We start from the raw sequence: 24,776 nt of genomic DNA, 5'->3' as shown, positions 1-24,776 counted from the left end.
TTATGTCGAAGCCCGTACCGCCGTGTCATGCAGTCGCTCCAGTCAGCCGAGCCACGATCTTCAACTCGACAATGACGCCATCGGTCGCAAAGCCTGCAACATCGATCGCTGTCCAAGCGGGGAAGGGTTGCTGCACATAAGACGCGCGGACCGCCTTGAACGCTTCAAGGTGATCTCGCAGTCCAACATGGAAACTCGTCATGTCCACAACATAGTTCCAATCCATGCCACCTGCGGCCAAAACCTCTGTCACAATATCAAAGGCCACGCGCATCTGCGCCACCGGATCGGCGGGAGGCGGACCGTCAACCGGGCACCCATTGAAGCCCGTCAGAAACACGTGATCGCCGGAGACAAGGGCGGGGGACATGCGCCAGTCGCGCACGAGGTCCTGCATGCCCTCCGGTACAATGGCGCGGGGATCAGTCTTCTTCAAAGGGATCCCACTCGTCATCCACTTCGGGCAGCGCTTCGATATGCGCTTCCTGTGCGATTTCTTCCGGTGTGCGGATCGCGGTGATTTTCGCCTTGGGGAACTGTTCCATCACGGCTTGCACCAACGGATGCGCTTCGGCCTTTTCCTTCAGTTCCAGGTCGGCAGCGTCGCGCACTTCCGCGATGGTCTTGCCGCCGCCTTCACTGACGACGGACACGCCCCAGCGGTTGCCCGTCCAGACCTGCAGGCGCGCGCCCAGCCGTTGCGCCAGGTCCCGCGGGGCCTGTTCGGTTGGCTCAAACTCGATCCGACCGGGTTGGTAGGCGGCAAGGCGTAGCGTCGTTTCGACCTCGACCAGCAGTTTCACATCCCGGTTCGAGCGGATCAGCTCGATCACGTGGTCAAAGGTCGGGTAGCGGGCGAGGGCCACCTCCGGATCATGCGCCAAAGCCGTGGTTTGCCCAGCCGCATTCGGGTTCGATACCATGCGTGCCTGCGCATGATGCACGGCCTGCGCGCCAGTGCTGCTGCCCCCGGATGCAGAAGGGGAAGAAGCAGGAGCCGCGGGGGGAGGGGTCGCGTTTTGCAGTTTCTTTACAAGGTCTTCCGGGCTGGGCAGATCGGCGACATGGGTCAGCCGGATCACGGCCATCTCGGCGGCCATCATGGCGTTCGGTGCGCCTGCAACTTCGTCCAGCGCCTTCAGCAGCATCTGCCACAGCCGCGTCAGCACCCGCATCGGCAGCGCTTCGGCCATCTGCAGACCACGGCTGCGCTCGTCGGGTGAGATGGTGGGATCATCTGCGGCTTCTGGCGTGATCTTGACCACGGATGTCCAGTGCGTGATCTCGGCCAGATCGCGCAGTACTGCCATCGGGTCTGCCCCGTCTGCGTATTGCGCGCCAAGTTCGGTCAGCGCACCGGCGGCATCGCCTTTCAGGATCATGTCGAACAGGTCGAGCACGCGGCCACGGTCCGCCAGACCCAGCATCGCACGTACCTGATCCGCTGTCGTTTCGCCAGCGCCATGGGAAATCGCCTGATCCAGAAGCGACGTGGCATCGCGAGCCGATCCTTCGGCGGCGCGGGTGATCAGGGCCAGCGCATCATCTGCAATCTCTGCCCCTTCGCCGGTGGCGATCTTACGCAGAAGGGCAATCATCACCTCCGGCTCGATCCGGCGCAAATCGAAGCGTTGGCAGCGGGACAAAACCGTCACCGGCACTTTGCGGATTTCAGTCGTGGCAAAGATGAACTTCACGTGGCTGGGTGGCTCTTCCAGCGTCTTAAGCAGCGCGTTGAAGGCGCTGTTCGACAGCATGTGCACTTCGTCGATGATGTAGATCTTGTAGCGGGCCGAGGCCGCGCGATAGTGCACGCTGTCGATGATCTCGCGGATATCGTTGACCGAGGTGTTCGAGGCCGCGTCCATCTCCAAAACGTCGACATGCCGCCCTTCCATGATGGCTGTGCAATGCTCGCACTGGCCACATGGATCTGTCGTGGGGCCGCCGTTTCCGTCAGGCCCGATGCAGTTCATCCCCTTGGCGATGATGCGGGCGGTCGTCGTCTTGCCCGTCCCTCGAATGCCCGTCATCACAAAGGCTTGCGCGATCCGGTCGGCCTCGAACGCGTTTTTCAGCGTGCGCACCATCGCGTCCTGACCGACGAGGTCGGCAAAGGTTTCGGGCCGGTATTTGCGGGCCAACACCTGGTAGTTCTGGGTCTCGTCTGACATGGGCCTCAACGCGGATTCGGAGTGACTTGGCGACACTACGGGGCAGGGCGCGCGGCGTCCACCGCTGCCATCAGATCAGCCACAGGATGACCCCGGTGGCCAGGGTGCCGAGCGTCATTGCAACTGCAATGATCGTGAAGTTGGTGCGTCCTTGGGTTTTGGTGGTTTTCTCCTCCAGCCGTGCGTTCGACGCGCAGGCCTGTTGCCGTGCGGCCCAGAACATGAACAAAGCCGCCGCCAGAAAGATCGACGCGACCGCCTTGGCAAACCATGTGGGGTCAGTGGCGCCAAAAACGGCCTTGAGTCCAATGGCGACCGCGACCGAGGCCATACCTGTGCGCATCCACCCCGCAAATGTGCGTTCATTGGCCAGGCTTGTGCGGTCTTGGGCCCAGTCGGTGCGATCCTCGGCCAATGCGTTCTTGTCACTCATGTCCGCAATGGTGTGGCGATCCGGTCAGAGGGCAAGTTGCGGGATCAAAGCCGGTCGGTCATCTGCCGGATTACGTCGGAGTTCCGCCGCGCCCGGGCGAGCGTCCAGCCGCCCTGGATCAACATGAACAGGTGTTCCGACTTGGCCCGTGCGTCCTCGTCCGACAGACCCGACCGCGCCGCGTGATCGTGCACCTCAGCAATCCAGCCTTCATAGATGTGACTGGCGTGGGCGCGAAACTCTTCGTTGTCCGGACCTTCGAACAGGGTGGCCGCAATGGGGCAGGTGTCCCAACCCGTGATGTCAAAGAGCTTGGCCAGCTTGTAGCAAAGCGTGGTTGCGCCGTCCTTGAACGTGTCCGCCCCATCGAAACTGGCGGCGATCAGACGCAGCATCTCGTCCGATGCGCTTGTGGCCGCAGCCATGGCGAGGTCCGATTTCCCGTTGGGAAAGTGGTGATAAAGGGACCCCTTTGGCGCCTTTGCATCCGCCAGCAAGTCGGCAAGTCCCACGCCGTGATAGCCTCGCGTTCGGAACAGGGTGGCAGCGGACAGGATCAGCCGATCCTTGGTGGGCAGGGCGCGGTCGTTCATTCTTTGAACTTGACAGGAATAGACCGATTGGTCCAGCGTGCAGATTGGACCAAGTGGTCTAGTCTCGATGGAGGACATTCGAATGCTTGATGCAAGCCCGATGCAACGCAGCGTGACGGAACGGTCGCTGGCATTCAAAACCGAGGATGGCGCAGAACTGGTGGGTCGTCTGTACCGACCGGACCAGCGTCCTTTCGCGGCCGTCGTGCTGAACAGCGCAACCGGCGTGCCGCAGACCTTCTATGCCCACTTTGCCCGATGGCTGGCAGCCGAACGCGGCATGGCCGTGCTGACCTATGACTATCGCGGTATGGGGCGTTCATTCGCCGGACCCTTGCGCAAGGTGCAGGCTGACATGTCGGATTGGGGTATCCGGGATCAGGTCGCCGCCCGTCGCGCGATCCGGCGCGAGGTTCCCGACACGCCCCTGTGGATTATCGGTCATTCACTGGGCACGATGTTGCTGCCGAACCAGCCGGAGTTGGAAGATGTGGTGCGTGTCATCGGGGTGTCGTCCGGCATGGTGCACCATCATGACCACCCGTGGCCCTATCGCGCCGTGGCATTGAATTTCTGGTTCACCCTTGGGCCACTTGCCACGCTTCTGTGCGGTTATCTGCCCGGCAAGGCGTTGCGGATGGGTGAGGACTTGCCCGCTGGCGTCTTCTGGCAATGGCGCAAATGGTGTACGTCCCGATCCTTCTATGACGCTGATTTTGGTCCGCGGTTGCCCGCCCCAGCCTGGAGCAGCGACGCAACTGTAAAGCTCCACGCATTTACCGATGATGACTTGATCCCGCCTGCGCAAACCGCGCGATTGGCGCGTGTCTATGGTGCGGACCCCATCGTGATTGATCCCAAGGCGCACGGGCTGGGCAAGGTCGGCCATGTCGGCGCATTTTCGCGGCGGAACAGAGCGTTGTGGCCGGTGCTGCTGGAGGGGTGATCGTTACCCACTCGCCCATACGCGATGCGCTGCCGGGTGCTACCAAAACAGGCGTTTTGGTTCGAGGTGAGAGATTGACAACGACCCAAGCGGGGCTCGTTACGGCTGCTTCCTTCCGGATCTGACCGGGTTGGCGAGGCGCCTGCCCGCGCCAACCTCTCACGAAGCGATATAAAGAGCCCACCCCACCGGTGCAAGGGGGGCAATGGCCTCTATGCGGTAACCTCCAAGCGCAAGAAGCCGTCGTCGTCCAACCCCAGAACACGTGGTTCAAACGCCGCGATGTCCGACAAATGGTCAGCAGCACTCGGGGCTGTCTGTATCACACGTCGCGTCTGTTTCGTTCCGACAAAGTGCCAGGGCAGCGCGCCTTGAACTGCGTTCAGCGCATCGTCCCGCATCACTTCGGCACGCAATGCGGCGCGCAGTTCGATATCGGTGCGGACGGTGCGGGTGTGCGGCCCGATGCCGGGGAAATTTCCACCACCTGCAGCCCGGTAACTGGTCATCGCCAGTACGAACCGTTCATGCGGGTCCACGTCACGGCCGCGTCGGCGCAGACGATGAACACGTGTCGCATTCCGGCGGACACGGTGCCCGTTTACGTCAAAAGCCGCTGGAGAACACAGATCGATCTCGGCTTCCACGCCATAGATCGTATCGAAGTTGAAAGCGGGCGCATCGGGGTTGATGAGTGCTGAACCAGGGCCGCTGTCCTCGGCAAAATAGACGAGGCTCCGATCAATCCAGTCCCAGATCTCGGCCCCGGTCAGAACTGCGGCCCAGATCGTGTTCGGATAGGGGCTTAGCATTGCAATGTGTCGTTCGCGGAAGGCCCCCGGCTGAATATCGACGTAGTTGCCCGCGCCAGCCCGACCGCCCAAAGCGGCAGGAGCGACACCAGACAAGAGCGGAAGGTTCGCAAGATCGGTACCAGCAACGGCATTGGCAATCGTGGTCGATACGGCGCGCGCGACCAGCGCCTCGGTGGCGGAGGGGCGCAGCATGGAGAACCAGCTATGCCAATGTGTGGACAAGTCCGCCAACGGAGTATTCAAGCGCGACTGGGATGCGGCAATGAATGGTCGGGTGATCTCGGTGATGGCCGCGTCAGACACGGTGCCTTTGCAAACCCCGCGCCTGCGCACCTGATGAGACGTCACATGCCAGCCATCATCATATGTCAGTGCAAGGTCGACCAGACCCAGTTCGCTCCCCGCATGTGCGGGCATGACGGCGGGAACACCGTGAAGCGTTCCGCTATGGGCGTCCACACCTGCGAAACCGGCATGATCCGGGCCAGGAAAGCGCAAATGTGTATGTCCCAGGATCATTGCATCCACGCCCGGCACGTCCGAGGCAATCGCGGTGGCAAAGTTTTCGCCGGTTGCATCGATCCCGTCGGTCAATCCGCTATGGCACAGCGCGATCACAAGGTCCGCGCCCAAAGCCCGCAATGCGCAGACCGCGGCTCTTGCGGCCTGCACGCCGCCTTCGAAACGTACGGAGCCGTCCAGACAGCGACGATTCCACACTCCAGTTTGCGGAGGCAAGACCGATGTCACGCCCAGCCGCAGCTGCCGCACCTGTCCATCCGAGCATGTCAGCCTTTGGTCCAACAGCGTGTGTGCTTGCGTGCACGTCATCGCGGTCGAGGTCGCATTGGCACACAGGACCGGGCAGTCCACCTGTTGCATGACCGCTTCCAAGAAGGGCAGGCCAAAGTCGAAATCATGATTGCCCAGGCCCACGGCATCATAGCCCAATGTGTTCAAGACAGTGGGCCATGGGTGCCTGTCGACCTCATCGACACAGTGGTCGCCCAAGGGCGTGCCTTGAAGTGCGTCGCCATTGTCAAACAGCGCCCAACCGCCCGGTGCGCCCGCGCGCTCCTCCTTGATGACGGATGCCAAACGGTCCATGCCGCGCCCATCCACGGATGTATCGCGCAATGCGTCCCACCCCGTGAGGTGCATGTGAACATCGGACGTCGCTGCAATACGAAACTGGGCACTCGTAACCGTCATGCCTGCACTGCACCTTACGGTTGTGCGTGGTGCAAGGAAAAAATGGCAAACCTTTGCGCCATACGCCTGCACATTGCGTCGTCGAACGACCCGTGCCAAGGACAGCGCCGCGAAGATCGGTAAAAGGTGCGGCCATGAAACATGCGGAAACGGTGACATTCGGCGGATCTGGCCTCGATCGCGCTGCCGAACTGCGCAGCGATGAAAACGCAATTGCAGGCGCCAAGATGGATCCTGCTGCACGGGCCATCGCGATTTGGCGCGGCAAGCCATTGATCCATCGTAGCCGGCCCGCAACCCTGATGCGCCTGCCGATGGATCATCCTGTCTGTCTTGATGCAAATTCGGATACGGCCATCTTTCTGGGGCGCGAAGACGGCGCGCCGCGCTTTGCCGTCGATCTATCCGCCTGGGAGCCGTCAGACCTTGATCCGTCTGTCTTGGGTGGGTTTCTTGATCCGACGGAGCAGCGGCACCCATCCTGTGCCGAGGATGAGGTTTTTGCGGAACTGCGCCGGGTCATGACGTGGCTGTCGCCGCGAGATGCCGAATTGGCCGCCACGGCACGCGCCGTCTTTGGCTGGCATGACACGCATGGCTTTTGCGCCAAGTGCGGCGCTGCTTCAACCATGACGCAAGCAGGTTGGCAGCGCACGTGTCTTTCCTGCGGCGCACATCACTTCCCCCGTACCGATCCGGTTGTCATCATGCTTATCACTTGTGGCAACGCTGTGCTGATGGGCCGCTCGCCCGGTTGGCCCGAGGGGATGTACTCACTGCTGGCCGGTTTTGTCGAACCGGGCGAAACGCTGGAGGCGGCGGTGCGCCGCGAAGTGCTGGAAGAGGCGGGCGTGCAGGTCGGTTCGGTCGAATACCTGGCGAGCCAACCCTGGCCCTTCCCCGCGTCCTTGATGTTTGGTTGTCGCGGGTCTGCCCTTACCCGTGACATTACCATCGACCCCAATGAGATCGAAGACGCCGTCTGGGTCACGCGCGAAGAGATGCTGGCAATATTTGCTGGTGAACACGAAACGATACTTCCAGCTCGGAAAGGCGCAATTGCGCACTTTTTGCTTGAGAACTGGCTTGCGGACACACTCGATTGAAGTGAGACTGTGCACAAATCACACGATAGCAGGCATCAGGCATGAAATTCTCGGCCAGGGAAGACGTTGCGGCACCGATTGAAGCGGTTTTCGAGGCGCTCAATGACTTCGATGGGTTTGAACGGCAAGCGATGCGGCGCGGCGCGGATATTCGGCGCACTGACCCTCTGACGCAACCGGGTGTGGGCATGCAATGGGACGTCGCCTTCCGGATGCGCGGACGGCAGAGAGAAATGACCTTGAAAATGATACGCTACGATGCGCCCAATGAAATGGTGTTCGATGTGAAGTCGGCTGGCGTGACGGGCACATTTTCGGTCGAGCTTTTGGCTCTGTCGCGTAGCCGAACCCGAATGGCGCTTGGGCTTGAGTTGACGCCGCTCACGTTGTCGGCGCGGTTGTTCGTGCAGTCCCTGAAGCTGGCCAAGACATCGCTGAACAAGCGCTTCAAGCTGCGGGTTGCGGACTACGCCAAGGGATTGGAGGACCGCCTGCAACGCAGTGCGTAGGTCGTCTAGTCGCGCCCTGCTGCTGCCGGGTAGACGCCCAGAATGTCCAGACGGTTGGTGAAATAGTCCAACTCTTCCAGTGCGCGCGCCACTCCGGGATCGTCCGGATGCCCTTCGACATCGGCGTAAAACTGTGTCGCGGTAAAGGCACCGCCAACCATGTAGCTTTCCAGCTTCGTCATGTTGACCCCGTTCGTGGCAAAACCGCCCATGGCTTTGTAAAGCGCCGCCGGGATGTTGCGCACTTCAAAGACAAAGGTCGTGATCATCGTCTCGCCGCGGCGTGTCAGGTCCTTTTCCGGTGCCATCAGAAGGAAGCGGGTCGTGTTGTGCCCCTGATCCTCAATGTCATTTGCAAGCACGTTCAGACCGTAGATGTCCGCCGCGACAGAGGATGCCAGTGCGCCAACACCCTGTTCCCCGGCTTGCGCAATGTCCGCCGCAGCGCCCGCGCTGTCGGGCGCGGCTTCCGCTGCAATTTCATTTGCATCCAGATAGGCCCGCGCTTGCGGGATCAGGACAGGATGGGCACGCACCAGTGAAATGTCGGCCAGTGTCTGGCCCGGCATTGCCATCAACGCGATCCGGACCCGGACAAAGGCTTCGTCAACGATATGCAACCCGCTTTGCGGCAATAGCCGGTGGATGTCTGCAACACGGCCATAGGTCGTATTTTCAACCGGCAGCATCGCCATATCGGCGGCACCTTCGCGCACAGCTGCAATGACGTCCTCGAACGCGTGGCAGGGCACCGGGGTTGCGGTGGGCCGCGCCTTGAGAACGGCCTCATGGCCGTAGGCGCCCAAATCCCCCTGGAACGCAATTCGTGTCGACATCGTTGGTCCTTTGTTGCCGGGCCGCTACCTTGAACCCGGCAGGGCGATTGGTCGCGGTTTCTATACCTTGCCAGTGCCAAGGGGAAGCCGTAGATACCCGCCGGAACAACATACAAAGCCACGGAATCGGAAGCGAAATGTTCGACACCATGACCTTTACCAAGATTGCAGCCAGCCTGTGCGGTGCGCTGCTGGTGCTTTTGCTGGGCCAGTGGGCCGCAGATGCGCTGTACCACGTGGATGGTTATGGCGATCAGGCCTACGTGATCGACACCGGTGCCGAAGAGTCTACCGAAGAGACTGTTGAAGTGGCGTTTGCCGACGTCTTTGCCGCTGCAGATGCGGGCGCGGGCCAGCGCGTCTTCCGTCAGTGCAGCGCCTGTCACAAGCTGGAAGACGGTGCAAACGCGGTAGGACCGCACCTTTTTGGTGTCGTCGGTCGCGAAGTGGGCTCGACAGGCTACGGCTCCTACTCTGGCGCGCTGAACGATGTCGCTGATGTGTGGTCGCCGGAAAACCTGAACGCGTTCCTGGAAAACCCCCGCGGCTGGGCACCGGGCACGTCCATGGGTTACAATGGCCTGCGCGACATTGAGGATCGGGCCAACCTGATCGCCTATCTCGACAGCATCGGCAACTGATTGTTGCGCAAATTTTCGTCTAGAAAGGCCGCGTGCACCGTGCTCGCGGCTTTTTTGTGTCGATTGTTACAAGACCTCACATGCCCGGGATCACGATCACGTATTCTCAAGTTGCATATTGGCGGGGTGGGCATTTAGCTTACTTCCCATAACAAGACGGCCCAGAATGCCACCGGTACGGAGGATACACATGCGACAGACCCCCAGGCGTCAGATCCCGCAAGCACGCGTGAAAGCTGCACGAAACAAACACATCTGGTGGGGTGGCCTTGGTGTCCTTGGGCTTCTGATCACCTTGGCTGCGTCCGGTATGGCGCGTGCCGACGATGATCAAAACATCATGTCGTCACATGGTTACAATTTCTACGGTGAGCTGACCTATCCAGCTGATTATCCGCATTTCGATTATGTGAATCCCGATGCACCGAAAGGCGGAGAATTGGCGATCTCCTTTGTTGGTACACTGGATTCGATGAACCCGTATGCCCGCCAAGGGCGCGCGCATGCGTTTTCGGTCTTCATGTATGAAAGCCTGTTGGGCGAAGCGCCAGCCGGCGCTGCGGCACCTGCAGACGTGTACGGTGAGTACTACTGCCTGCTTTGCGAACGGCTGGAATACCCGGAGGACAGGTCATGGGTCATTTTCTACATGCGGCCCGAAGCGCGCTTTTCTGACGGCACACCCGTCACTGCGCATGACATCGCGTTCAGTCACAACCTGCTTTTGGATCAGGGGCTCAAATCCTATGCCGACGCGGTGCGCAAGCGCATTCCAAAGGTCGAAGTGATCGACGATCATACGATCAAATTCTACTTCGCCGACGGAATTTCGCGCCGAACCCTCATCGAGCAGGTTGGCGGCGTGCCCGCATGGTCGAAGAAGTGGTATGAAGAGACCGGGGCCAAGCTGAACGAAAGCCGTCTGGACATCTCACCCGGATCAGGCGCCTACATGGTGGAAAGTGTCGACATCTCGCGCCGTATCGTGCTCAAGCGAAATCCTGACCACTGGGGCCGCGATCTCCCGTTCAACGTGGGGCGGTTGAACTTCGACCGGCTGAGGGTCGAGATGTTCGGCGACAGCGCTGCCGCGTTCGAGGCATTTAAAGCAGGTGAGTACACTTTCCGCGCGGAAGGCGACAGCCGCATTTGGGCCACGCAGTATGAGTTCCCTAAAGTGCAGAACGGCGCTGTTGTGAAAAAGGAATTGCTCGACGGCGCTCCGCCCATACCGACCGGCATCATCTTCAATCTCGGTTCTGAACAATTGCAGGATCGGCGTGTACGGGAAGCTGTGGCCTTGGCCTACAACTTCGAATGGACGAACGAGAGCCTGCAATATGGCCTTTTCCAGCAGCGCACGTCATTCAGTCAGGGTACGCCAGTGATGGCCACTGACGCACCAGAGGGGTTGGAGCTGGAGCTGCTGCAATCGCTTGGCGATCTGGTTCCGGAAGAGATGCTTACCGAACCCGCGCGTCTCCCCCACACGTCGAATACGGAAACGCTGCGCGACCGCCGCAATGTGCGCCAGGCCATGCGCCTCTTGGATGATGCGGGATGGGAAGTGGGTGATGACGGCTTGCGCCGCAATGCAGAGGGCGAAACGCTCAAGCTGAACTTTCTGTTTAGCAGTGCTGCATCACCAACCCTGACCGGTGTGATGGAGAATTTCGTGTCCAACGTCTCGGACATGGGCATCGACATCACGCTGGAGCGCGTGGATTCATCGCAGTTCACGGCGCGCGAACGGGATCGGGACTACGATCTGCTCTATGATCAATACGCAGCTTTTATCGGAACGGGCACAGGTCTGCGCCAGCGCTTTGGCTCCGAGAATGCCGCGTTCTCTCTGTTCAACCCGGCGGGGCTGGCCAGCCCCCTGATCGATGAGATCATCAATGTGTCGCTGCGCGCCGAAACGCAGGACGAGGAATATGCGGCCATGCGCGCGCTCGATCGGGCGCTGCGCCATGAGTTCATCATGATACCCTTGTGGTACAACCCGAACCACTGGGTGGCGTATTACGACATGTACGAACATCCTGAAGAAATCCCGCCCTACAACCTCGGCTATCTCGACTTCTGGTGGGTGAACGAGGAAAAGGCGGACGCTCTCCGAGCCTCCGGCGCGCTGAGGTAAGGGCATGGGTCCCTACATCCTGCGTAGGCTGCTGCTGGTCATTCCAACCTTGCTGGGCATCCTGCTCGTCAACTTCACCCTGACGCAATTCGTCCCGGGCGGTCCTGTCGAGCAGGCCATCGCCCGCGCGCAAGGCGGAGGAGACGTGTTTGGCGGCTTTGCCGGCGGGAACAACGATGCAGGGGCCGATGAGCTCAATACCGCGTCCGACAGCACTTATGTGGGCGCGCGAGGGTTGCCGCCGGAATTCATCGCCGAGCTTGAACGCGAGTTCGGCTTCGACAAGCCACCTGTCGAGCGCTTTCTCAACATGATCTGGAATTATGCCCGCTTTGACTTCGGGGACAGTTACTTCCGATCTATCAGCGTCGTGGACCTGATCATCGAAAAACTGCCGGTGTCGATTACGCTGGGCTTGTGGTCCACCCTGATCGCCTATCTCGTGTCGATCCCCCTCGGCATTCGCAAGGCGGTCAAGGACGGCACGCCGTTTGATACATGGACCTCCGGGGCAATCATCGCGGCCTATGCCATTCCGGGCTTCCTGTTTGCCATTCTCCTGCTTGTTCTGTTCGCAGGTGGCAGCTATTTTCAGATTTTCCCGCTGCGTGGCCTGACATCCGACAACTGGGACAACCTGAGCACCGTTGGCAAGGTGCTGGACTACTTCTGGCACATCACGCTGCCCGTTCTGGCAGGTACAATCGGAGCCTTTGCCACTCTGACCTTGCTGACCAAGAACAGTTTCCTGGACGAGATCAAGAAACTCTACGTGATGACCGCCCGCGCGAAGGGCTTGTCGGAAAGGCGTGTGCTCTATGGTCATGTCTTCCGCAACGCCATGCTGATCGTGATCGCTGGCTTCCCGGCCGTGTTCATCGGGGTGTTCTTCGGCGGCTCTCTGATCATCGAAACCATCTTTTCGCTCGACGGTCTCGGGCGCCTCGGGTTCGAAGCGGCCGTGGCGCGGGACTACCCAATCGTCTTCGGCACCCTCTACATCTTTGGTCTGATCGGCCTTCTTGTCGGCATCCTGTCGGACCTGATGTATGTGCTGGTCGACCCGCGCATCGATTTTGAGCGGAGGGAGGGCTGATGGCGATGCGTGACCCCATCACCGAGCCGCCTGCGCAACCCGAGCCAACACCTGCGGCGGCACCAGCACCCCGTCGGCCGTTCTTTTCGCTGTCGCCGTTGAACCAGCGCCGCTGGCGGAACTTCAAGAAAAACCGCCGGGCCTACTGGTCGCTTTGGATCTTTTCGATCCTTTTCGGGCTGTCGCTGGTGGCCGAGCTGATCGCCTACGACAAACCGATCCTCGTGCGCTATCAGAACGAGTTTTATACTCCGATCTGGAATTTCTATCCCGAAACGGCGTTTGGCGGCGACTTCAGGACGGAAGCAAGCTACCGCGACCCGGAGGTTGAATGCCTGATCGTATCGGGAGGGCTCGAGGCCTGTTTTGATGATCCGGAAGGTGTCATTGAGGACGCACAGGACGGTGAAGTCGATGGCGAGGCGATCACGAAGGGCTGGACGATTTGGCCCCTCATTCCCTACAGCTTTGACACAGCCGTCGACCGTCCGGGCGCTGCCCCCCTGCCACCCAACGGAGAGAATCTGCTGGGCACCGATGGGACCAAGCGCGATGTGCTGGCCCGCGTCATTCATGGCTTCCGTCTGTCTGTCCTCTTTACCCTGGTTGTGACCGGCGCGTCGGCCATTGTCGGTATTTTTGCGGGTGCCATCCAAGGGTATTTCGGTGGGCGCACCGACCTGATCTTCCAGCGGATCATCGAGATCTGGTCCTCCACGCCGAGCCTTTACGTGATCATCATCATGTTCGCGATCCTGGGGCGAAGTTTCTGGCTGCTTGTCTTCCTGCTGATCCTGTTCGGCTGGACGGGCCTTGTCGGAGTGGTCCGAGCGGAATTCCTGCGGGCCCGGAACCTCGAATATGTGCGTGCTGCCCGCGCGCTGGGCGTCAGCAACCTCACCATCATGTTCCGCCATATGCTGCCCAATGCAATGGTTGCGACGCTGACGATGCTGCCCTTCATCATCACCGGCACAATCTCGTCCCTCGCGGTCCTCGACTTTCTCGGCTTCGGCCTGCCATCCTCTGCCCCCTCGCTGGGTGAGTTGACGTTGCAAGCCAAACAGAACCTGCAAGCCCCCTGGCTTGCTTTCACAGCCTTTACCGTGTTCGCCGTGATGCTCAGCCTGCTGATCTTCATCTTCGAAGGCATCCGCGACGCGTTCGACCCACGAAAGACCTTCACCTGATGGCACTTCTGCAAGTGAAAGACCTGCGCGTCGGTTTCCGGCAGGACGGGCAATTGACCCAAGCCGTCAACGGTGTGTCCTTCCATGTCGACCGGGGCGAGACGGTTGCACTGGTGGGCGAAAGCGGCTCTGGAAAGTCGGTATCGGCCCTGTCCACGGTGTCCCTGCTGGGCGACAGTGCCGAGGTATCGGGATCAGTCACTTATGACGGGCAAGAGATGATCGATGCCGATGAGCGGCTTCTGCGGCAAGTGCGCGGCAACGACATATCGTTCATCTTTCAGGAACCCATGACGTCCCTGAACCCGCTGCACACCATCGCCAAGCAATTGGGCGAAAGCCTGGCCCTGCACCAGGGTCTGGCCGGAGACGCGGCCCGCGGCCGTGTTCTTGAACTGCTGGACAAGGTTGGGATTCGCGATGCGGAGACCCGCCTGAACGCATATCCGCACGAGTTGTCGGGCGGCCAGCGGCAGCGCGTCATGATCGCCATGGCGCTTGCCAACAAGCCTGATGTGCTGATTGCCGACGAACCGACCACGGCGCTGGACGTGACTATTCAGGCGCAGATCCTGGAACTGCTGGCCGAGCTGAAAGAGTCGGAGCGGATGGGCCTTTTGTTCATCACCCATGACCTCGGGATCGTGCGACGGATCGCCGACCGGGTCTGCGTGATGCAGAACGGCGAGATCGTTGAAACGGGTCCGACGAAAGAGATTTTCGACAATCCCCAACACCCTTACACCCAGAAGCTGCTGAGCGCGGAACCCAAGGGGCAACCGGCGCCCGTGCCGCAGAATGCCGAGCTGGTGGCGGAGACGGAGCACCTCAAGGTCTGGTTCCCGATCACAGCTGGTTTGCTGCGCAAGACGGTGGGTCACGTGAAGGCCGTGAACGATGCAACGATCAAGGTGCGCGCAGGCGAGACCGTGGGCATTGTTGGCGAAAGTGGGTCGGGCAAGACCACTTTGGCACTTGCCATCATGCGGCTGATCTCGTCCGAGGGGCGGATTGTGTATATGGGTCAGGACATCCGCGCCTGGTCGGTGCGCGAATTGCGGCGGCTGCGCAAGGACATGCAGATCGTGTTTCAGGATCCGTTCGGGTCACTGTCCCCACGCATGACCGCGATGCAGATCATTGCCGAAGGGCTGGGCGTGCACGGCATCACCGATGGTCGTCACCCGCGCGAGGTTGTGGCCGAGGTCATGGCCGAGGTGGGGCTGGATCCGATGACGATGGACCGCTACCCGCACGAGTTCTCCGGCGGTCAGCGCCAGCGCATTGCCATTGCGCGGGCCATGGTCCTGAGGCCGAAACTCGTGGTGCTGGACGAACCGACATCGGCGCTGGACATGACGGTGCAGGTGCAGATCGTTGAACTGCTGCGCGGGCTGCAACAGAAATACGGGCTCGCGTTCCTGTTCATCTCACATGACCTCAAGGTGGTGCGGGCGATGAGCCACAAGGTGCTGGTGATGAAACAGGGCGACGTGGTCGAGCAGGGCGATGCGGACGATCTCTTTGAGCGACCGCAGACAGACTACACGCGCCTTCTTCTGCAAGCGGCGCATTGACGACGCGCGACGTGCGTTGACCCTACGGGCCAACGACACCCCGCCCGCCATCCCTTCAGGCCAGCGCCAGTCCGATCACCATAGCGCTCAGGGCGACGACATGGATGATGGTCATTGCCATGTCGTTCCAGCGTATGCCGACGATCAGCCAGCCAATCAGACCCACCAGAAACAGATACATGTTCAGCGGCGCCAGCCCGAGAGCGGTCGCGCCATAGCCGAAGATCTGGATAACCGACGCGCCCCACTTGATCGTGCTTGTCTCGGTCGAGCGGCGGACAATCGCGTTCATAACCGCTCCAGATCGATGCATTTGGTCCGCTTGGAATGCCACCAGCGGCGGCGGGGAAGGGTGACGCGGACACAGCGCTCCTGGCGGGCTGCCGTCATGAAAGTTTGAGCGTAAATTCCGAGCATGTGACACCTCTTGGGGAGAAAAGGAATATGCTTATATGTTAAGGATAGACGCTTTGGATGCGACTCAATTGGAATTCTAATGTGTAAGCTGAGGTGACATATGGACTGGCGCGATCTTCCCCCTTTGGCGTCCCTCCGCGCCTTTGCCGCATTTGTTGACACGGGCAGCGTCGTGGCGGCCGGGCAGGCACTTTCGGTCAGCCACGCTGCCGTTAGCCAACAGCTGCGCGCGCTTGAAACGCATCTTGGTATCAGTCTCTTTGATCGGTCGGGCCGTGCCATGACGCTCACCGCTGACGGCGAAATCCTCGCACAGGGGTGCGCCGAAGGGTTCGCAAGCATTGGCCGTGCCGTGGCGCTGGTCACGGGCGCAGAGGCCGCACGCCCCTTGCATATCTCGCCCACGCCCAGCTTTGCTGCCGCATGGCTCATGCCGCGCCTGTCCGAGTTTCGGACAAAACACCCCGAGATCAATCTGGTGCTGAACCCGACATCCGACATCGTGGCCCTGACACCCGGCGGCGTTGACCTGTCGATCCGCTATGGCGTTGGTGGCTGGGACGGGCTCGACAGTGAATTGCTCGTTCCGACCTCCATGGTCGTCGTTGCGGCCCCACATCTCGTGGTCGGGCATGATGTGTCCGATCCGGCCAATCTGGGTGCCTTGCCCTGGCTGGAGGAGATCGGGACGACCGAAAGCTCGCGCTGGCTGACGCAAAGGGGCGCGGCAAACATGCCCAGAGGGTCGGTGACGCAGGTACCGGGGAACCTCATGCTTGACGGCGCGCGGGATGGGCAGGGGCTCGCGGTGACCGTGCGCAACTTCGTCAATGCCGACATTACGGCCGGGCGGCTGGTGGTTCTGCACGAGGACAAGACGGAAGGGGCGGGGTATTACCTTGTGACACGCCCCGGCGTACAGCGGCCAGCGCTGCGTGATTTCATCCGTTGGATCAGAAAGGCCGCGCGCGCATGACCTTGTTCTTCGGCCTGCTTGCTGTCATCGGCGCGGCGCTTCTCTGGCGCGCGTGGCGGAAACGGCAATGGCAGCAAGAGGTGCTGGCCTCGCGTCTGACGGATGAGGAATGGCAGATCATGCTGCGCGAGGTGCCGCTGATCCGCAAACTGCCCGCCGCTCTCAAGGCGCCGTTCGAAGGCAAGGTGGCGCTTTTCCTCAATCAAGTGGAACTTGTCGGTTGTAACGGGCTTGAGGTCAGTGACGAAATGGCGTTGAGCATTGCAGGGCAGGCCGCCTTGCTCGTTGTGGGCACCGATGCGTGGTACAAGCACCTGACCACGGTGTTGATCTACCCCGGGGCCTTCAAATCCAAACAGACCCGGCAGGACGGCTATGTCGTGACAGAGGAGGAGATCGTACGCCTTGGCGAAAGCTGGTCACGCGGGCCGGTGGTCCTGTCCTGGCGCGACGTACGGCAAGGCGGGTTGAATGACGACGATGGGCTGAATGTGGTCCTGCATGAGTTCGCCCACCAGCTCGACGACCTGTCAGGCCAAACCGACGGCGCACCGCCCATGGCACCGGGTCAGAGCTTCGCTGCCTGGGCCCAAGTCATCGTCGAAGCCTATGACCGTCATGTTGCCAATGTCGATGCCGGTCGGCGCACCGTCATCGACCCGTATGGCGCAACAAATCACGAGGAGTTCTTTGCCGTTGTGGTCGAGCTGTTCTTCGAACGGCCCGACGCGCTGAAAGGGGCAGAACCCGAGGTCTATGACCAGCTTGCGACGTTGCTGAACGTCGATCCGGTCAACTGGTCCTAGGACTGCGGTCCAACCATGAAGCAGGTCACGTTGCGCGATTGCAGACGGCGGCACGCCAGATCGGCACTTTCGCGGGTCATGCCCATGAAATTGGCGTCAAAACCAGTCGGGCGGCGGACCACCTTGCGCAGCGACCCATCCAGCGACGACATTTCCGCGAGCGCGGTCTGCAGCAACACTTTCTCTGCCTTGTAGCGGCTTGGATAGCGACCGATGTTCACACCCCAATGGCGCCCGCCTGAGGTGGAGACACGGGTGACCACCTCCGGTTCCTGAACCAATGCAACCTGCGTCGGGCGTGCCTCGGGTCGGACAGTGGGCGCGATAGCCGCCGACGCCACAGCGGCTGCAACGGCCGTGGCGGTCTCGTTCGTCTGCGCCGCCACAAGGGCGGTCTGAATGTCGTCGGGCAGCACGGTAGATGCCACCGGCGCCTGGGCGACCAGCACGGGTGCTGCCGTGCCGGGACGCATTTTCGGACGATAGCTGGTCTTCACCGCACCGCTCAGGCGAATGATCTTGCCCGCGCCCTGCGGCGCGTCCTGATTGCCTGCAACGATGATCGCATCATCACCCGGCACATAGCTGGGCTTTGTCGGTTTCCGCACGGGCGCGCGGCTCGGGGCACGGCGGAAACCGAGGTCGAGCAGTTCTGCCACCTTTGCGTTGCGCGAGGCTGTCGACTTGCCGCCAAAGACGGTGGCGATGATGCGTTCGTCTCCACGCTGGGCGGAGGATACGAGGTTGAAGCCCGCAGCCCGGGTGTACCCTGTCTTGATCCCATCCGCGCCCTTGTACGCAGCCAGCAGGCGTCGGTTCGTGTTGCGTACATCCGCGATGCCCGCGTGGGTCGAGGTGCGGGAGAAAAGGTTGTAATACTGTGGGAAGTCATAAAATAGGTGGCGACCAAGGATGGTCATGTCACGTGCAGTCGACAGGTGCCCGCTCTCGGTGAGGCCATGGGCGTTCTTGAAGGTCGAGCGGGTCATGCCCAACGCCTTGGCCGTGCGGTTCATCCGGCGGGCAAAGGCCGCCTCGGACCCTGAAATCCCCTCGGCAATGGCCGTGGCGGCATCGTTGGCCGACTTCACGGCCGACGCACGCACCAGATAGCGCAGCTTGATGCTCGACCCGGCTTTCAGGCCCAGCTTCGACGGCACCTCGGCGGCGGCTTTCTTCGACACCTTGATCTTGGTGTCCATCGTGATCTCACCTTGCTCAACCGCCTGGAATACCACGTAGAGGGTCATCATCTTGGTCAGAGAGGCCGGGTGCAGCCGCGTATCGGCGTTGCGCGAGTGCAAAACCTCACCCGTTCGCGCGTCCATCACCATGGCGGCATAAGGTGCCGCCCTCACAGAGGCGGGCACGATGACCACCATCCACAACAATGCAAATAGAATGAGCCCTAGCCGGGCCGGCTGTGTGCGCCGAACCTTCACGGTAAACCTGCCTATGTCTGCCTCTGGCCGCCAATTATTTGGCTGACCTTTTTGTAATTGTTTGAAACGTAGCACAGGTCGTATTTGCGATAAAGTGTTGATGTCCCACACGTTTCCGTTTTTCCGCCGATGGGAAACTCAACATGTTGGGTATGCGGACGCGCATGGCCCCAATAAGGCGATTGTGGCAGGAATGTGGCGACGGCTATCGCGCCGTGCGCAGAAAGTCGGGCAAGGCGCCGAGGTCGGGCAGGGCCGCATAGCGCGGATGGGTATCCGGCGCCTCGGCGGCTTCCAGATCCCAGGCCAGGTCGTGGGGCACAAACACCCCAAAGCCGCCCGCGTCGATCATTGGGCGGACATCGGATTTCATGGAATTGCCAATCATCATGCCGCGGTCAGCCCCACCATGGGCTGCAAAGATCCGGGCATAGACCGATGGTGTCTTGTCCGACACGATCTCGACCCCGTCAAACAGATCACCCAGGCCCGACTGTGCCAGCTTCCGCTCCTGATCCAACAGATCGCCCTTGGTGATCAGCAGCACCGGCCCATGCTCCTTCGCGACGGCCACCGCGTCCTTGGCATGAGGCAGCAGGTCGATGGGGTGGGCCAGCATCTCCTGCCCCGCGGCAATGAGGTCGCTGATCACCGCACCCGGCACCTCGTTCCCGGTCACCTCCAGCGCTGTCTCGATCATCGACAACACGAAGCCTTTGACGCCAAAGCCATAGTGACCAATGTTGCGCCGCTCGGCAGCCAGCAATTGGGCATCCAGATCCGGCACATCCACATGGGGCGCCAGAAGCTCGGCAAACCGCTCCTGCGTCAGCTTGAACACGCGCTCGTTGTGCCACAGCGTGTCGTCGGCATCAAAGCCGATGCAGGCCGGTTCAAACCCCATTCCATTCACCACGGCGCGACAATCCCGCACCGCCCTCTTTCCTAAATGCGTGGTGGCGTTATATAGGGTGATCCAAGTTCACCAAAAGATTCCCGGCTTCCAAGAGGACGCGCATGCTGCAAGACATGCATATTTTGGCTCAAAAGTCCGCAGGACCCGCAGATGACGATGGCGATACGGCCGTCGTCACGGACGTCAAACCCAAGACCAAGCGCCCGCCGCTCTACAAGGTGCTGCTTCTGAACGACGACTACACGCCGATGGAGTTCGTGGTCCACGTGCTCGAGCGCTTCTTTGGCCTGAACCATGCACAAGCGTTCGAGATCATGCTGACCGTGCACAAGAAGGGGCTCGCTGTCGTGGGTGTCTTCAGCCACGAGATCGCGGAAACCAAGGTGGCACAGGTCATGGACTTTGCCCGCCGCCACCAGCACCCGCTGCAATGCACCATGGAAAAAGAGGAATAGGCCGCCTACGTGCTAGGTGATCGCCTGCCCCTGGCGCTCGAAGCGATGGACGCTTTGGGCGATGGCCCCGTGGCCGTTCTGCATCCGGCAGAGGACGCGGATTTGTCCGCACTCCCCAAGGATCGCGTACATGTCGTGTCGCCTTTGGTCACCGCTTGTGCGCGCTTTGAACAGATGGGCTACACCGTGTCGCCCGAGCTTCCCAAAGACACACGCTTTGCTGCCAGCATCGTCTGCCTGACCCGCGCACGGGCCGAAGCTCAGGCGCTTGTCGCAGCAGCCGCAGGCCAGACCGATGGCGCGTTGATCATCGACGGGCAAAAGACGGATGGCGCGGATTCCATGCTCAAGGCGCTGCGCCAACGCACCGACGTCAGCGCCCCCATCTCCAAAGCGCATGGCAAGATCTACTGGATCTCGGGCGGCACGGATCTGTCCGACTGGGCACGCGGGCCCGAACTGCATCCCGGCGGCTTCTGGACAGCGCCTGGTGTATTTTCTGCAGATGGCGTTGATCCGGCCTCGGCTCTGTTGGTGGAGGCATTGCCAGACACCATGGTCGGAACCGTCGCCGACCTCGGCGCAGGCTGGGGATACCTTTCGGCCCATATCCTGACCCGAGACATCGAAACCGTGCATCTGGTAGAAGCCCACGACATGGCCCTGCAGTGCGCTCGCCACAACGTCACCGACGACCGCGCGCACTTCCATTGGGCCGACGCCACAACCTGGACCCCGCCGGCAAAAGTCGACGCGGTCGTTATGAACCCTCCGTTCCACAAATCCCGCAGCGCCGATCCCTCCATCGGACGCGCCTTCATCACCAATGCTGCGCGCATCCTGCGTCCCCATGGGGCGCTGTGGATGGTCGCCAACCGGCATTTGCCCTACGAAGATGCCCTCGCGTCCAATTTCGCCAAAGTGGTTGAACTGGACGGCGATGCGCGGTTCAAACTGGTCCGAGCCGAACGGCCCAAGCAGAGAAAAAGGTAACAGATGTCCTTTTCCATCAACGGCAAGACGGCGATTGTCACGGGCGCGGCCAACGGCATCGGTCTGGCGATAGCGCGGCACTTTGCGGATCGGGGCGCGAACGTGATGTGCGCTGACATGGATGAAAAGCGCCTGCACGCAGAGCTGGGTGATGTCGCGGAAGAAGGCAACATTCGCTACTTTGCGGGTGACTTGCGCCAGCGCCTGACCATCGCGAACCTTGTCTCGGCCACCATCGACGCCTTCGATCAGGTCGATATTCTGGTGAATGCCTCTCGGCAGGTGATGCCGACCGACGCGCTCGATCCTGAGGATACGTCGGTCGAAACCCTGCTCGAACAAAACCTGATGACGGCGCTGCGTCTGACGCAACAGGTCGCGCGGCGCATGATCAAGCAGGCCAAGGATGACACGGAATCAGCCTGCGTCGGTTCCATCATCAACCTCAGCTCCATTGCCGCGCACCAGACACGGCCCGAACTTCTGGGCTATTCCATCGCATCCGCAGGGCTGGAGCAGATGACCCGCTCTATGGCCCTCGCACTCGCGCCGCAGCGCATCCGCGTGAATGCCGTGGCCTTTGGCTCGGTCATGTCGGCATCGCTCAAATCCGCCATTGGCGAGAACCCCGAGTGGCGGGAAGAGATCGAAACACGCACACCGCTGCACCGTATCGCCAGCCCGACCGAGATGGTGGACGCCGTTCAGTTCCTCGCCTCCGACGGCTCCGGCTTTGTCACCGGTGACGTGATGACGGTTGATGGCGGGCGCAGCCTGCTCGACCCGGTCGAGGCCCCTGCGCACTGACGTTTTGCACTTTGCCCTGCGGCGATAGCTGGGCTAGAAAAGTGTCAATCAAACAGGACAGTGCGCAATGACCGAACAGTTCGACACCCAGAAAACCCGCGCCGCCGCGTGGTTCCGCCAGTTGCGTGATGACATCGTGGCGGCTTTCGAAGGGCTGGAGGACAGCCACGCAGAGGGGCCATTGTCCGATGGTACACCCGGTCGGTTCGAGGTGACAGAAACCAAGCGCACCTCTGACGATGGCTCGGACGCGGGCGGCGGCTTGATGAGCGTCATGCGTGGTGGCCGCGTGTTCGAGAAGGTCGGCGTGAACGTTTCCACCGTCTACGGCACTTTGGGCGAGCGCGCGCAGATGGCCATGGCCGCGCGCAAGGGCATTCCCGGCATGAAAGACGATCCACGCTTCTGGGCCTCCGGTATCTCGCTCGTTGCGCATATGCAGAACCCGCATTGCCCGGCCGTACACATGAACACCCGCATGTTCTGGACGCCTCACGCTTGGTGGTTCGGGGGCGGGTCTGACCTTAATCCGTGCATCGAGTATGACGAGGACACGGCCCATTTTCACGCTCAGCAAAAGGCGCATCTCGACCCGCATGGGGAGGCGCACTATCCACGGCTCAAGGACTGGGCGGACGAATACTTCTATATCCCCCACCGCCACCGCGCGCGGGGCGTCGGCGGCATCTTCATGGATGACCACAACACCGGCGATTGGGAAGCGGATTTTGCTCTGACGCAGGACATCGGTCGCGCGTTTTTGCCTGCATATGTCCCCCTTGTCGAAAAGCGCCGGGTTCAGGACTGGACCGATGCGGACAAGGACGCGCAACTGGTGCATCGAGGGCTCTATGCCGAGTACAATCTGGTCTATGACCGGGGCACAAAGTTCGGGCTCGAGACGGGGCATGATGCCAACGCGGTTCTGATGTCTTTGCCACCGCTGGCGAAGTGGGTGTGATCTGTCCCCGCGGGGACAAGCTCAATACTCTGATTTCTTTGGAAAGTTTTTTGCGTCGACGGGCGGCTCTGTTTGCGCACTGCGCAAAGGCGCCCGCCCGCCGACCCGTCAGGTCGTGAAACTGTCAAGGATCGCGCGCGTGTCCAGCCCCGAGGCGCTACCAGCGATCTGACCGCTTGGCTGGTGCAACCGCGTGCCCACAAACCCCTCCGCCACTGCCGCCGGTGCGGTACGGATCAACACAGATCCCGCCAGCAGCAGCGCCGTGCGCTCGGCAAAAGCGCGCGCTTCAGCCTCGGGCGCCAATGTCGGCCACCGCGCGCGATGCGCGTCCAGCGCCTGATCGTATCGCGGATCGCTCCCCCGCGCGGCGTCAAGATCGGCATTTAGCGCTGCCCCAGCCTCGGGTTCCCGCGCCAGCGTGCGCAGGATGTCGAGGCAGATCACATTGCCCGATCCCTCCCAGATCGAGTTGAGCGGTGCCTCGCGGTAGTACATGGGCATGGGCGTATCCTCGACATAGCCCATCCCGCCCAGTGCCTCCATCGCCTCGAGCGTGACGCGCGGGCAGAGCTTGTTGTTTAGGAACTTCGCGAGCGCGACGCTGATGCGGGCAAGGGGGCGGGCATCCGGGTCGTCAAAGGCGGTCGCAACATGCAGCCCCAGCCGCGTCGCCGCCTGCCAGTCGAGGATCAGATCGGCGAGCACCGAGCGCATCAAGGGCTGATCAATCAGTGTCTTCTGAAACACTCGCCGGTGCTGCACCCAGTGCATCGCATGGCTCAGCGCCCCGCGCATGAGGCCCGCAGGCGCCATGGCAGTATCGAGACGCGTATGATGCACCATTTCTATGATCGTCTGCACACCGCGGCCCTCGTCGCCCAACTGATAGGCCAGCGCATCGTGATATTCGATCTCGGACGATGCGTTTGCCTTGTTGCCCAGCTTGTCCTTCAAACGCATCAGGTGGATGGCGTTGCGATCCCCATCGAGCCACCGGGGGACAAGGAAGCAGGTCAAACCATCTCTGGTCTGGGCAAGGGTCAGGAACCCATCGGACATCGGGGCCGAGCAGAACCATTTGTGACCGGTAAGCCGCCAGTGATCACCGTCACGTACCGCGCACGTGGTATTGGCCCGTACGTCCGAGCCCCCCTGTTTCTCGGTCATCGCCATGCCGAGCGTGGCAGAGGATTTCTGATGGATCGGCAGGATACGCGGGTCGTATGACCGGGCGGTCAGCTTCGGCACCCAGTCCCGCGCAAGGTCTGCGCTCACCTGAAACGCAGGCACAGCGGCATAGGTCATGGTCAGAGGACAGCAATGCCCCGGTTCGATCTGGCTTGCCATGTAGACCATGGCTGCATGCTCCACATGGCTGCCGCCATCCCATGCGGTCGCAGCATAGCCCGCCTCCTGGCTCAGCGTCATCATGTCGTGATAGGCGGGATGAAAGACGACCTCGTCCAGCCGCCGCCCGCCGGTATCGAACAGGTTCAGTTCCGGGACATGCACATTGGCCGCGCGCCCCATACCCCGTGTCTCCGACAGGCCGAGCGCTGCGCCGTAGTCGGACAATCGGTCCGGTACGCTCGCCATCAGGATGGGATCGGATGCAAAGAGATTCACGTCAGCAATCGGCTCGGGCTGGTTCTCAACCTCGTGCGTGGGCAGGTGATGGCGTGGTCCGGGCATAGTGGAAAGGTGGGCTTCCGCACCCGCGTCCGTCAAG

24 protein-coding genes and 1 other RNA gene are annotated in these 24,776 nt (G+C 61.3%); 14 read left to right on the top strand and 11 right to left on the bottom strand.

The features are described from left to right. Window positions 1–25 precede the first annotated feature (25 nt). From KUV51_RS16615 to KUV51_RS16600, 4 genes are all read right to left on the bottom strand, one after another. Entirely contained in the window at window positions 26–397 is a 372-nt protein-coding gene (locus tag KUV51_RS16615; protein ID WP_261385881.1) for a Rid family hydrolase, read from the bottom strand. Window positions 398–422: 25 nt separating this feature from the next. Then, window positions 423–2,174: a DNA polymerase III subunit gamma/tau gene (locus tag KUV51_RS16610; protein ID WP_222522569.1), complete on the bottom strand. Its 1,752-nt coding sequence runs from the start codon at window positions 2,172–2,174 to the stop codon at window positions 423–425. A gap of 70 nt (window positions 2,175–2,244) precedes the next feature. Next, window positions 2,245–2,607, bottom strand: coding sequence for a YidH family protein (locus tag KUV51_RS16605; RefSeq protein ID WP_222522568.1), 363 nt, complete (start codon window positions 2,605–2,607; stop codon window positions 2,245–2,247). Between the two features lie 44 nt (window positions 2,608–2,651). Beyond that, window positions 2,652–3,200: a TetR/AcrR family transcriptional regulator gene (locus KUV51_RS16600; protein WP_222522567.1), complete on the bottom strand. Its 549-nt coding sequence runs from the start codon at window positions 3,198–3,200 to the stop codon at window positions 2,652–2,654. 82 nt (window positions 3,201–3,282) lie between these two features. On the opposite strand from KUV51_RS16600, the gene KUV51_RS16595 reads away from it, so the two are divergent. Beyond that, window positions 3,283–4,146, top strand: a complete 864-nt coding sequence (locus KUV51_RS16595; protein WP_222522566.1) for an alpha/beta fold hydrolase — start codon at window positions 3,283–3,285, stop codon at window positions 4,144–4,146. Window positions 4,147–4,210: 64 nt separating this feature from the next. Here KUV51_RS16595 and ffs read toward each other — a convergent pair. Both ffs and KUV51_RS16585 read right to left on the bottom strand, forming a co-directional pair. Further along, window positions 4,211–4,308, bottom strand: an RNA gene (ffs, locus tag KUV51_RS16590) — signal recognition particle sRNA small type. Between the two features lie 50 nt (window positions 4,309–4,358). After that, window positions 4,359–6,173: a 5'-nucleotidase C-terminal domain-containing protein gene (locus KUV51_RS16585; RefSeq protein ID WP_222522565.1), complete on the bottom strand. Its 1,815-nt coding sequence runs from the start codon at window positions 6,171–6,173 to the stop codon at window positions 4,359–4,361. Between the two features lie 134 nt (window positions 6,174–6,307). On the opposite strand from KUV51_RS16585, the gene nudC reads away from it, so the two are divergent. Both nudC and KUV51_RS16575 read left to right on the top strand, forming a co-directional pair. Continuing rightward, window positions 6,308–7,279, top strand: coding sequence for an NAD(+) diphosphatase (gene nudC / locus KUV51_RS16580; protein WP_222522564.1), 972 nt, complete (start codon window positions 6,308–6,310; stop codon window positions 7,277–7,279). 41 nt (window positions 7,280–7,320) lie between these two features. Continuing rightward, entirely contained in the window at window positions 7,321–7,788 is a 468-nt protein-coding gene (locus KUV51_RS16575) for an SRPBCC family protein (protein ID WP_222522563.1), read from the top strand. Window positions 7,789–7,793: 5 nt separating this feature from the next. Here KUV51_RS16575 and KUV51_RS16570 read toward each other — a convergent pair whose 3' ends face one another. After that, entirely contained in the window at window positions 7,794–8,624 is an 831-nt protein-coding gene (locus KUV51_RS16570; protein ID WP_222522562.1) for a prephenate dehydratase, read from the bottom strand. 137 nt (window positions 8,625–8,761) lie between these two features. Here KUV51_RS16570 and KUV51_RS16565 point away from each other — a divergent pair, with 137 nt between their 5' ends. The 5 genes from KUV51_RS16565 (at window position 8,762) to KUV51_RS16545 (ending at window position 15,271) form a co-directional block, all read left to right on the top strand. Beyond that, window positions 8,762–9,265, top strand: coding sequence for a c-type cytochrome (locus KUV51_RS16565; protein ID WP_222522561.1), 504 nt, complete (start codon window positions 8,762–8,764; stop codon window positions 9,263–9,265). A 310-nt stretch (window positions 9,266–9,575) separates the two neighbouring features. Then, complete coding sequence (locus KUV51_RS16560; RefSeq protein ID WP_261385901.1) at window positions 9,576–11,408, top strand: extracellular solute-binding protein; 1,833 nt, start codon at window positions 9,576–9,578, stop codon at window positions 11,406–11,408. 4 nt (window positions 11,409–11,412) lie between these two features. After that, window positions 11,413–12,504, top strand: coding sequence for a microcin C ABC transporter permease YejB (locus tag KUV51_RS16555; protein ID WP_222522559.1), 1,092 nt, complete (start codon window positions 11,413–11,415; stop codon window positions 12,502–12,504). Beyond that, window positions 12,504–13,694, top strand: coding sequence for an ABC transporter permease (locus tag KUV51_RS16550; RefSeq protein ID WP_222522558.1), 1,191 nt, complete (start codon window positions 12,504–12,506; stop codon window positions 13,692–13,694). Before KUV51_RS16555 ends, KUV51_RS16550 begins: the two co-directional genes overlap by 1 nt. Beyond that, window positions 13,694–15,271, top strand: a complete 1,578-nt coding sequence (locus KUV51_RS16545; RefSeq protein WP_222522557.1) for an ABC transporter ATP-binding protein — start codon at window positions 13,694–13,696, stop codon at window positions 15,269–15,271. The genes KUV51_RS16550 and KUV51_RS16545 overlap by 1 nt, the downstream gene beginning before the upstream one ends. 55 nt (window positions 15,272–15,326) lie before the next feature. Here KUV51_RS16545 and KUV51_RS16540 read toward each other — a convergent pair whose 3' ends face one another. Beyond that, window positions 15,327–15,563, bottom strand: a complete 237-nt coding sequence (locus KUV51_RS16540) for a DUF6552 family protein (RefSeq protein WP_222522556.1) — start codon at window positions 15,561–15,563, stop codon at window positions 15,327–15,329. A gap of 225 nt (window positions 15,564–15,788) precedes the next feature. On the opposite strand from KUV51_RS16540, the gene KUV51_RS16535 reads away from it, so the two are divergent. Further along, window positions 15,789–16,664: a LysR family transcriptional regulator gene (locus KUV51_RS16535; protein WP_222522555.1), complete on the top strand. Its 876-nt coding sequence runs from the start codon at window positions 15,789–15,791 to the stop codon at window positions 16,662–16,664. Beyond that, window positions 16,661–17,470 (top strand): zinc-dependent peptidase, encoded by an 810-nt coding sequence (locus KUV51_RS16530; RefSeq protein WP_222522554.1) that lies wholly within the window; start codon window positions 16,661–16,663, stop codon window positions 17,468–17,470. Before KUV51_RS16535 ends, KUV51_RS16530 begins: the two co-directional genes overlap by 4 nt. Here KUV51_RS16530 and KUV51_RS16525 read toward each other — a convergent pair. Both KUV51_RS16525 and KUV51_RS16520 read right to left on the bottom strand, forming a co-directional pair. After that, complete coding sequence (locus tag KUV51_RS16525) at window positions 17,467–18,852, bottom strand: D-alanyl-D-alanine carboxypeptidase family protein (protein WP_222522553.1); 1,386 nt, start codon at window positions 18,850–18,852, stop codon at window positions 17,467–17,469. The genes KUV51_RS16530 and KUV51_RS16525 overlap by 4 nt on opposite strands. Window positions 18,853–19,117: 265 nt before the next feature. Beyond that, window positions 19,118–19,816: an HAD family hydrolase gene (locus KUV51_RS16520; protein ID WP_222522552.1), complete on the bottom strand. Its 699-nt coding sequence runs from the start codon at window positions 19,814–19,816 to the stop codon at window positions 19,118–19,120. A gap of 125 nt (window positions 19,817–19,941) precedes the next feature. On the opposite strand from KUV51_RS16520, the gene clpS reads away from it, so the two are divergent. The 4 genes from clpS to hemF all read left to right on the top strand — a co-directional run bounded on the left by clpS (window position 19,942) and on the right by hemF (window position 23,044). Then, complete coding sequence (gene clpS / locus KUV51_RS16515; protein WP_410001084.1) at window positions 19,942–20,283, top strand: ATP-dependent Clp protease adapter ClpS; 342 nt, start codon at window positions 19,942–19,944, stop codon at window positions 20,281–20,283. Between the two features lie 9 nt (window positions 20,284–20,292). Then, on the top strand, window positions 20,293–21,276 hold the full coding sequence (locus tag KUV51_RS16510) for a class I SAM-dependent methyltransferase (protein WP_315898839.1): 984 nt from the start codon (window positions 20,293–20,295) through the stop codon (window positions 21,274–21,276). A 3-nt stretch (window positions 21,277–21,279) separates the two neighbouring features. Next, complete coding sequence (locus KUV51_RS16505) at window positions 21,280–22,083, top strand: SDR family NAD(P)-dependent oxidoreductase (protein ID WP_222522550.1); 804 nt, start codon at window positions 21,280–21,282, stop codon at window positions 22,081–22,083. Between the two features lie 67 nt (window positions 22,084–22,150). Then, window positions 22,151–23,044, top strand: a complete 894-nt coding sequence (gene hemF / locus KUV51_RS16500; protein ID WP_222522549.1) for an oxygen-dependent coproporphyrinogen oxidase — start codon at window positions 22,151–22,153, stop codon at window positions 23,042–23,044. Window positions 23,045–23,152: 108 nt separating this feature from the next. Here the strand turns inward: hemF and KUV51_RS16495 are convergent, their stop codons facing one another. Beyond that, the gene (locus KUV51_RS16495) at window positions 23,153–24,739 is read right to left on the bottom strand and encodes an acyl-CoA dehydrogenase family protein (RefSeq protein ID WP_222522548.1); all 1,587 of its coding nucleotides are present in this window, start codon (window positions 24,737–24,739) and stop codon (window positions 23,153–23,155) included. Between the last annotated feature and the right edge of the window lie 37 nt (window positions 24,740–24,776).

The organism is Tateyamaria omphalii (assembly GCF_019802125.1).
GTDB classification, from domain to species: domain Bacteria; phylum Pseudomonadota; class Alphaproteobacteria; order Rhodobacterales; family Rhodobacteraceae; genus Tateyamaria; species Tateyamaria omphalii_B.
Note: the sequence above shows the minus strand (reverse complement) of the source record. Positions and strands in the feature narration are given on the sequence as shown.

Excerpts from the sequence above, each read along its gene's own strand:
- KUV51_RS16615 (WP_261385881.1), bottom strand. The coding sequence starts at position 397 with ATGCAGGACCTCGTGCGCGACTGGCGCATGTCCCCCGCCCTTGTCTCC.
- KUV51_RS16610 (WP_222522569.1), bottom strand. The coding sequence starts at position 2,174 with ATGTCAGACGAGACCCAGAACTACCAGGTGTTGGCCCGCAAATACCGG.
- KUV51_RS16605 (WP_222522568.1), bottom strand. The coding sequence starts at position 2,607 with ATGAGTGACAAGAACGCATTGGCCGAGGATCGCACCGACTGGGCCCAA.
- KUV51_RS16600 (WP_222522567.1), bottom strand. The coding sequence starts at position 3,200 with ATGAACGACCGCGCCCTGCCCACCAAGGATCGGCTGATCCTGTCCGCT.
- KUV51_RS16595 (WP_222522566.1), top strand. The coding sequence starts at position 3,283 with ATGCTTGATGCAAGCCCGATGCAACGCAGCGTGACGGAACGGTCGCTG.
- KUV51_RS16585 (WP_222522565.1), bottom strand. The coding sequence starts at position 6,173 with ATGACGGTTACGAGTGCCCAGTTTCGTATTGCAGCGACGTCCGATGTT.
- nudC (WP_222522564.1), top strand. The coding sequence starts at position 6,308 with ATGAAACATGCGGAAACGGTGACATTCGGCGGATCTGGCCTCGATCGC.
- KUV51_RS16575 (WP_222522563.1), top strand. The coding sequence starts at position 7,321 with ATGAAATTCTCGGCCAGGGAAGACGTTGCGGCACCGATTGAAGCGGTT.
- KUV51_RS16570 (WP_222522562.1), bottom strand. The coding sequence starts at position 8,624 with ATGTCGACACGAATTGCGTTCCAGGGGGATTTGGGCGCCTACGGCCAT.
- KUV51_RS16565 (WP_222522561.1), top strand. The coding sequence starts at position 8,762 with ATGTTCGACACCATGACCTTTACCAAGATTGCAGCCAGCCTGTGCGGT.
- KUV51_RS16560 (WP_261385901.1), top strand. The coding sequence starts at position 9,576 with ATGGCGCGTGCCGACGATGATCAAAACATCATGTCGTCACATGGTTAC.
- KUV51_RS16555 (WP_222522559.1), top strand. The coding sequence starts at position 11,413 with ATGGGTCCCTACATCCTGCGTAGGCTGCTGCTGGTCATTCCAACCTTG.
- KUV51_RS16550 (WP_222522558.1), top strand. The coding sequence starts at position 12,504 with ATGGCGATGCGTGACCCCATCACCGAGCCGCCTGCGCAACCCGAGCCA.
- KUV51_RS16545 (WP_222522557.1), top strand. The coding sequence starts at position 13,694 with ATGGCACTTCTGCAAGTGAAAGACCTGCGCGTCGGTTTCCGGCAGGAC.
- KUV51_RS16540 (WP_222522556.1), bottom strand. The coding sequence starts at position 15,563 with ATGAACGCGATTGTCCGCCGCTCGACCGAGACAAGCACGATCAAGTGG.
- KUV51_RS16535 (WP_222522555.1), top strand. The coding sequence starts at position 15,789 with ATGGACTGGCGCGATCTTCCCCCTTTGGCGTCCCTCCGCGCCTTTGCC.
- KUV51_RS16530 (WP_222522554.1), top strand. The coding sequence starts at position 16,661 with ATGACCTTGTTCTTCGGCCTGCTTGCTGTCATCGGCGCGGCGCTTCTC.
- KUV51_RS16525 (WP_222522553.1), bottom strand. The coding sequence starts at position 18,852 with ATGGTGGTCATCGTGCCCGCCTCTGTGAGGGCGGCACCTTATGCCGCC.
- KUV51_RS16520 (WP_222522552.1), bottom strand. The coding sequence starts at position 19,816 with ATGGGGTTTGAACCGGCCTGCATCGGCTTTGATGCCGACGACACGCTG.
- clpS (WP_410001084.1), top strand. The coding sequence starts at position 19,942 with ATGCATATTTTGGCTCAAAAGTCCGCAGGACCCGCAGATGACGATGGC.
- KUV51_RS16505 (WP_222522550.1), top strand. The coding sequence starts at position 21,280 with ATGTCCTTTTCCATCAACGGCAAGACGGCGATTGTCACGGGCGCGGCC.
- hemF (WP_222522549.1), top strand. The coding sequence starts at position 22,151 with ATGACCGAACAGTTCGACACCCAGAAAACCCGCGCCGCCGCGTGGTTC.
- KUV51_RS16495 (WP_222522548.1), bottom strand. The coding sequence starts at position 24,739 with ATGCCCGGACCACGCCATCACCTGCCCACGCACGAGGTTGAGAACCAG.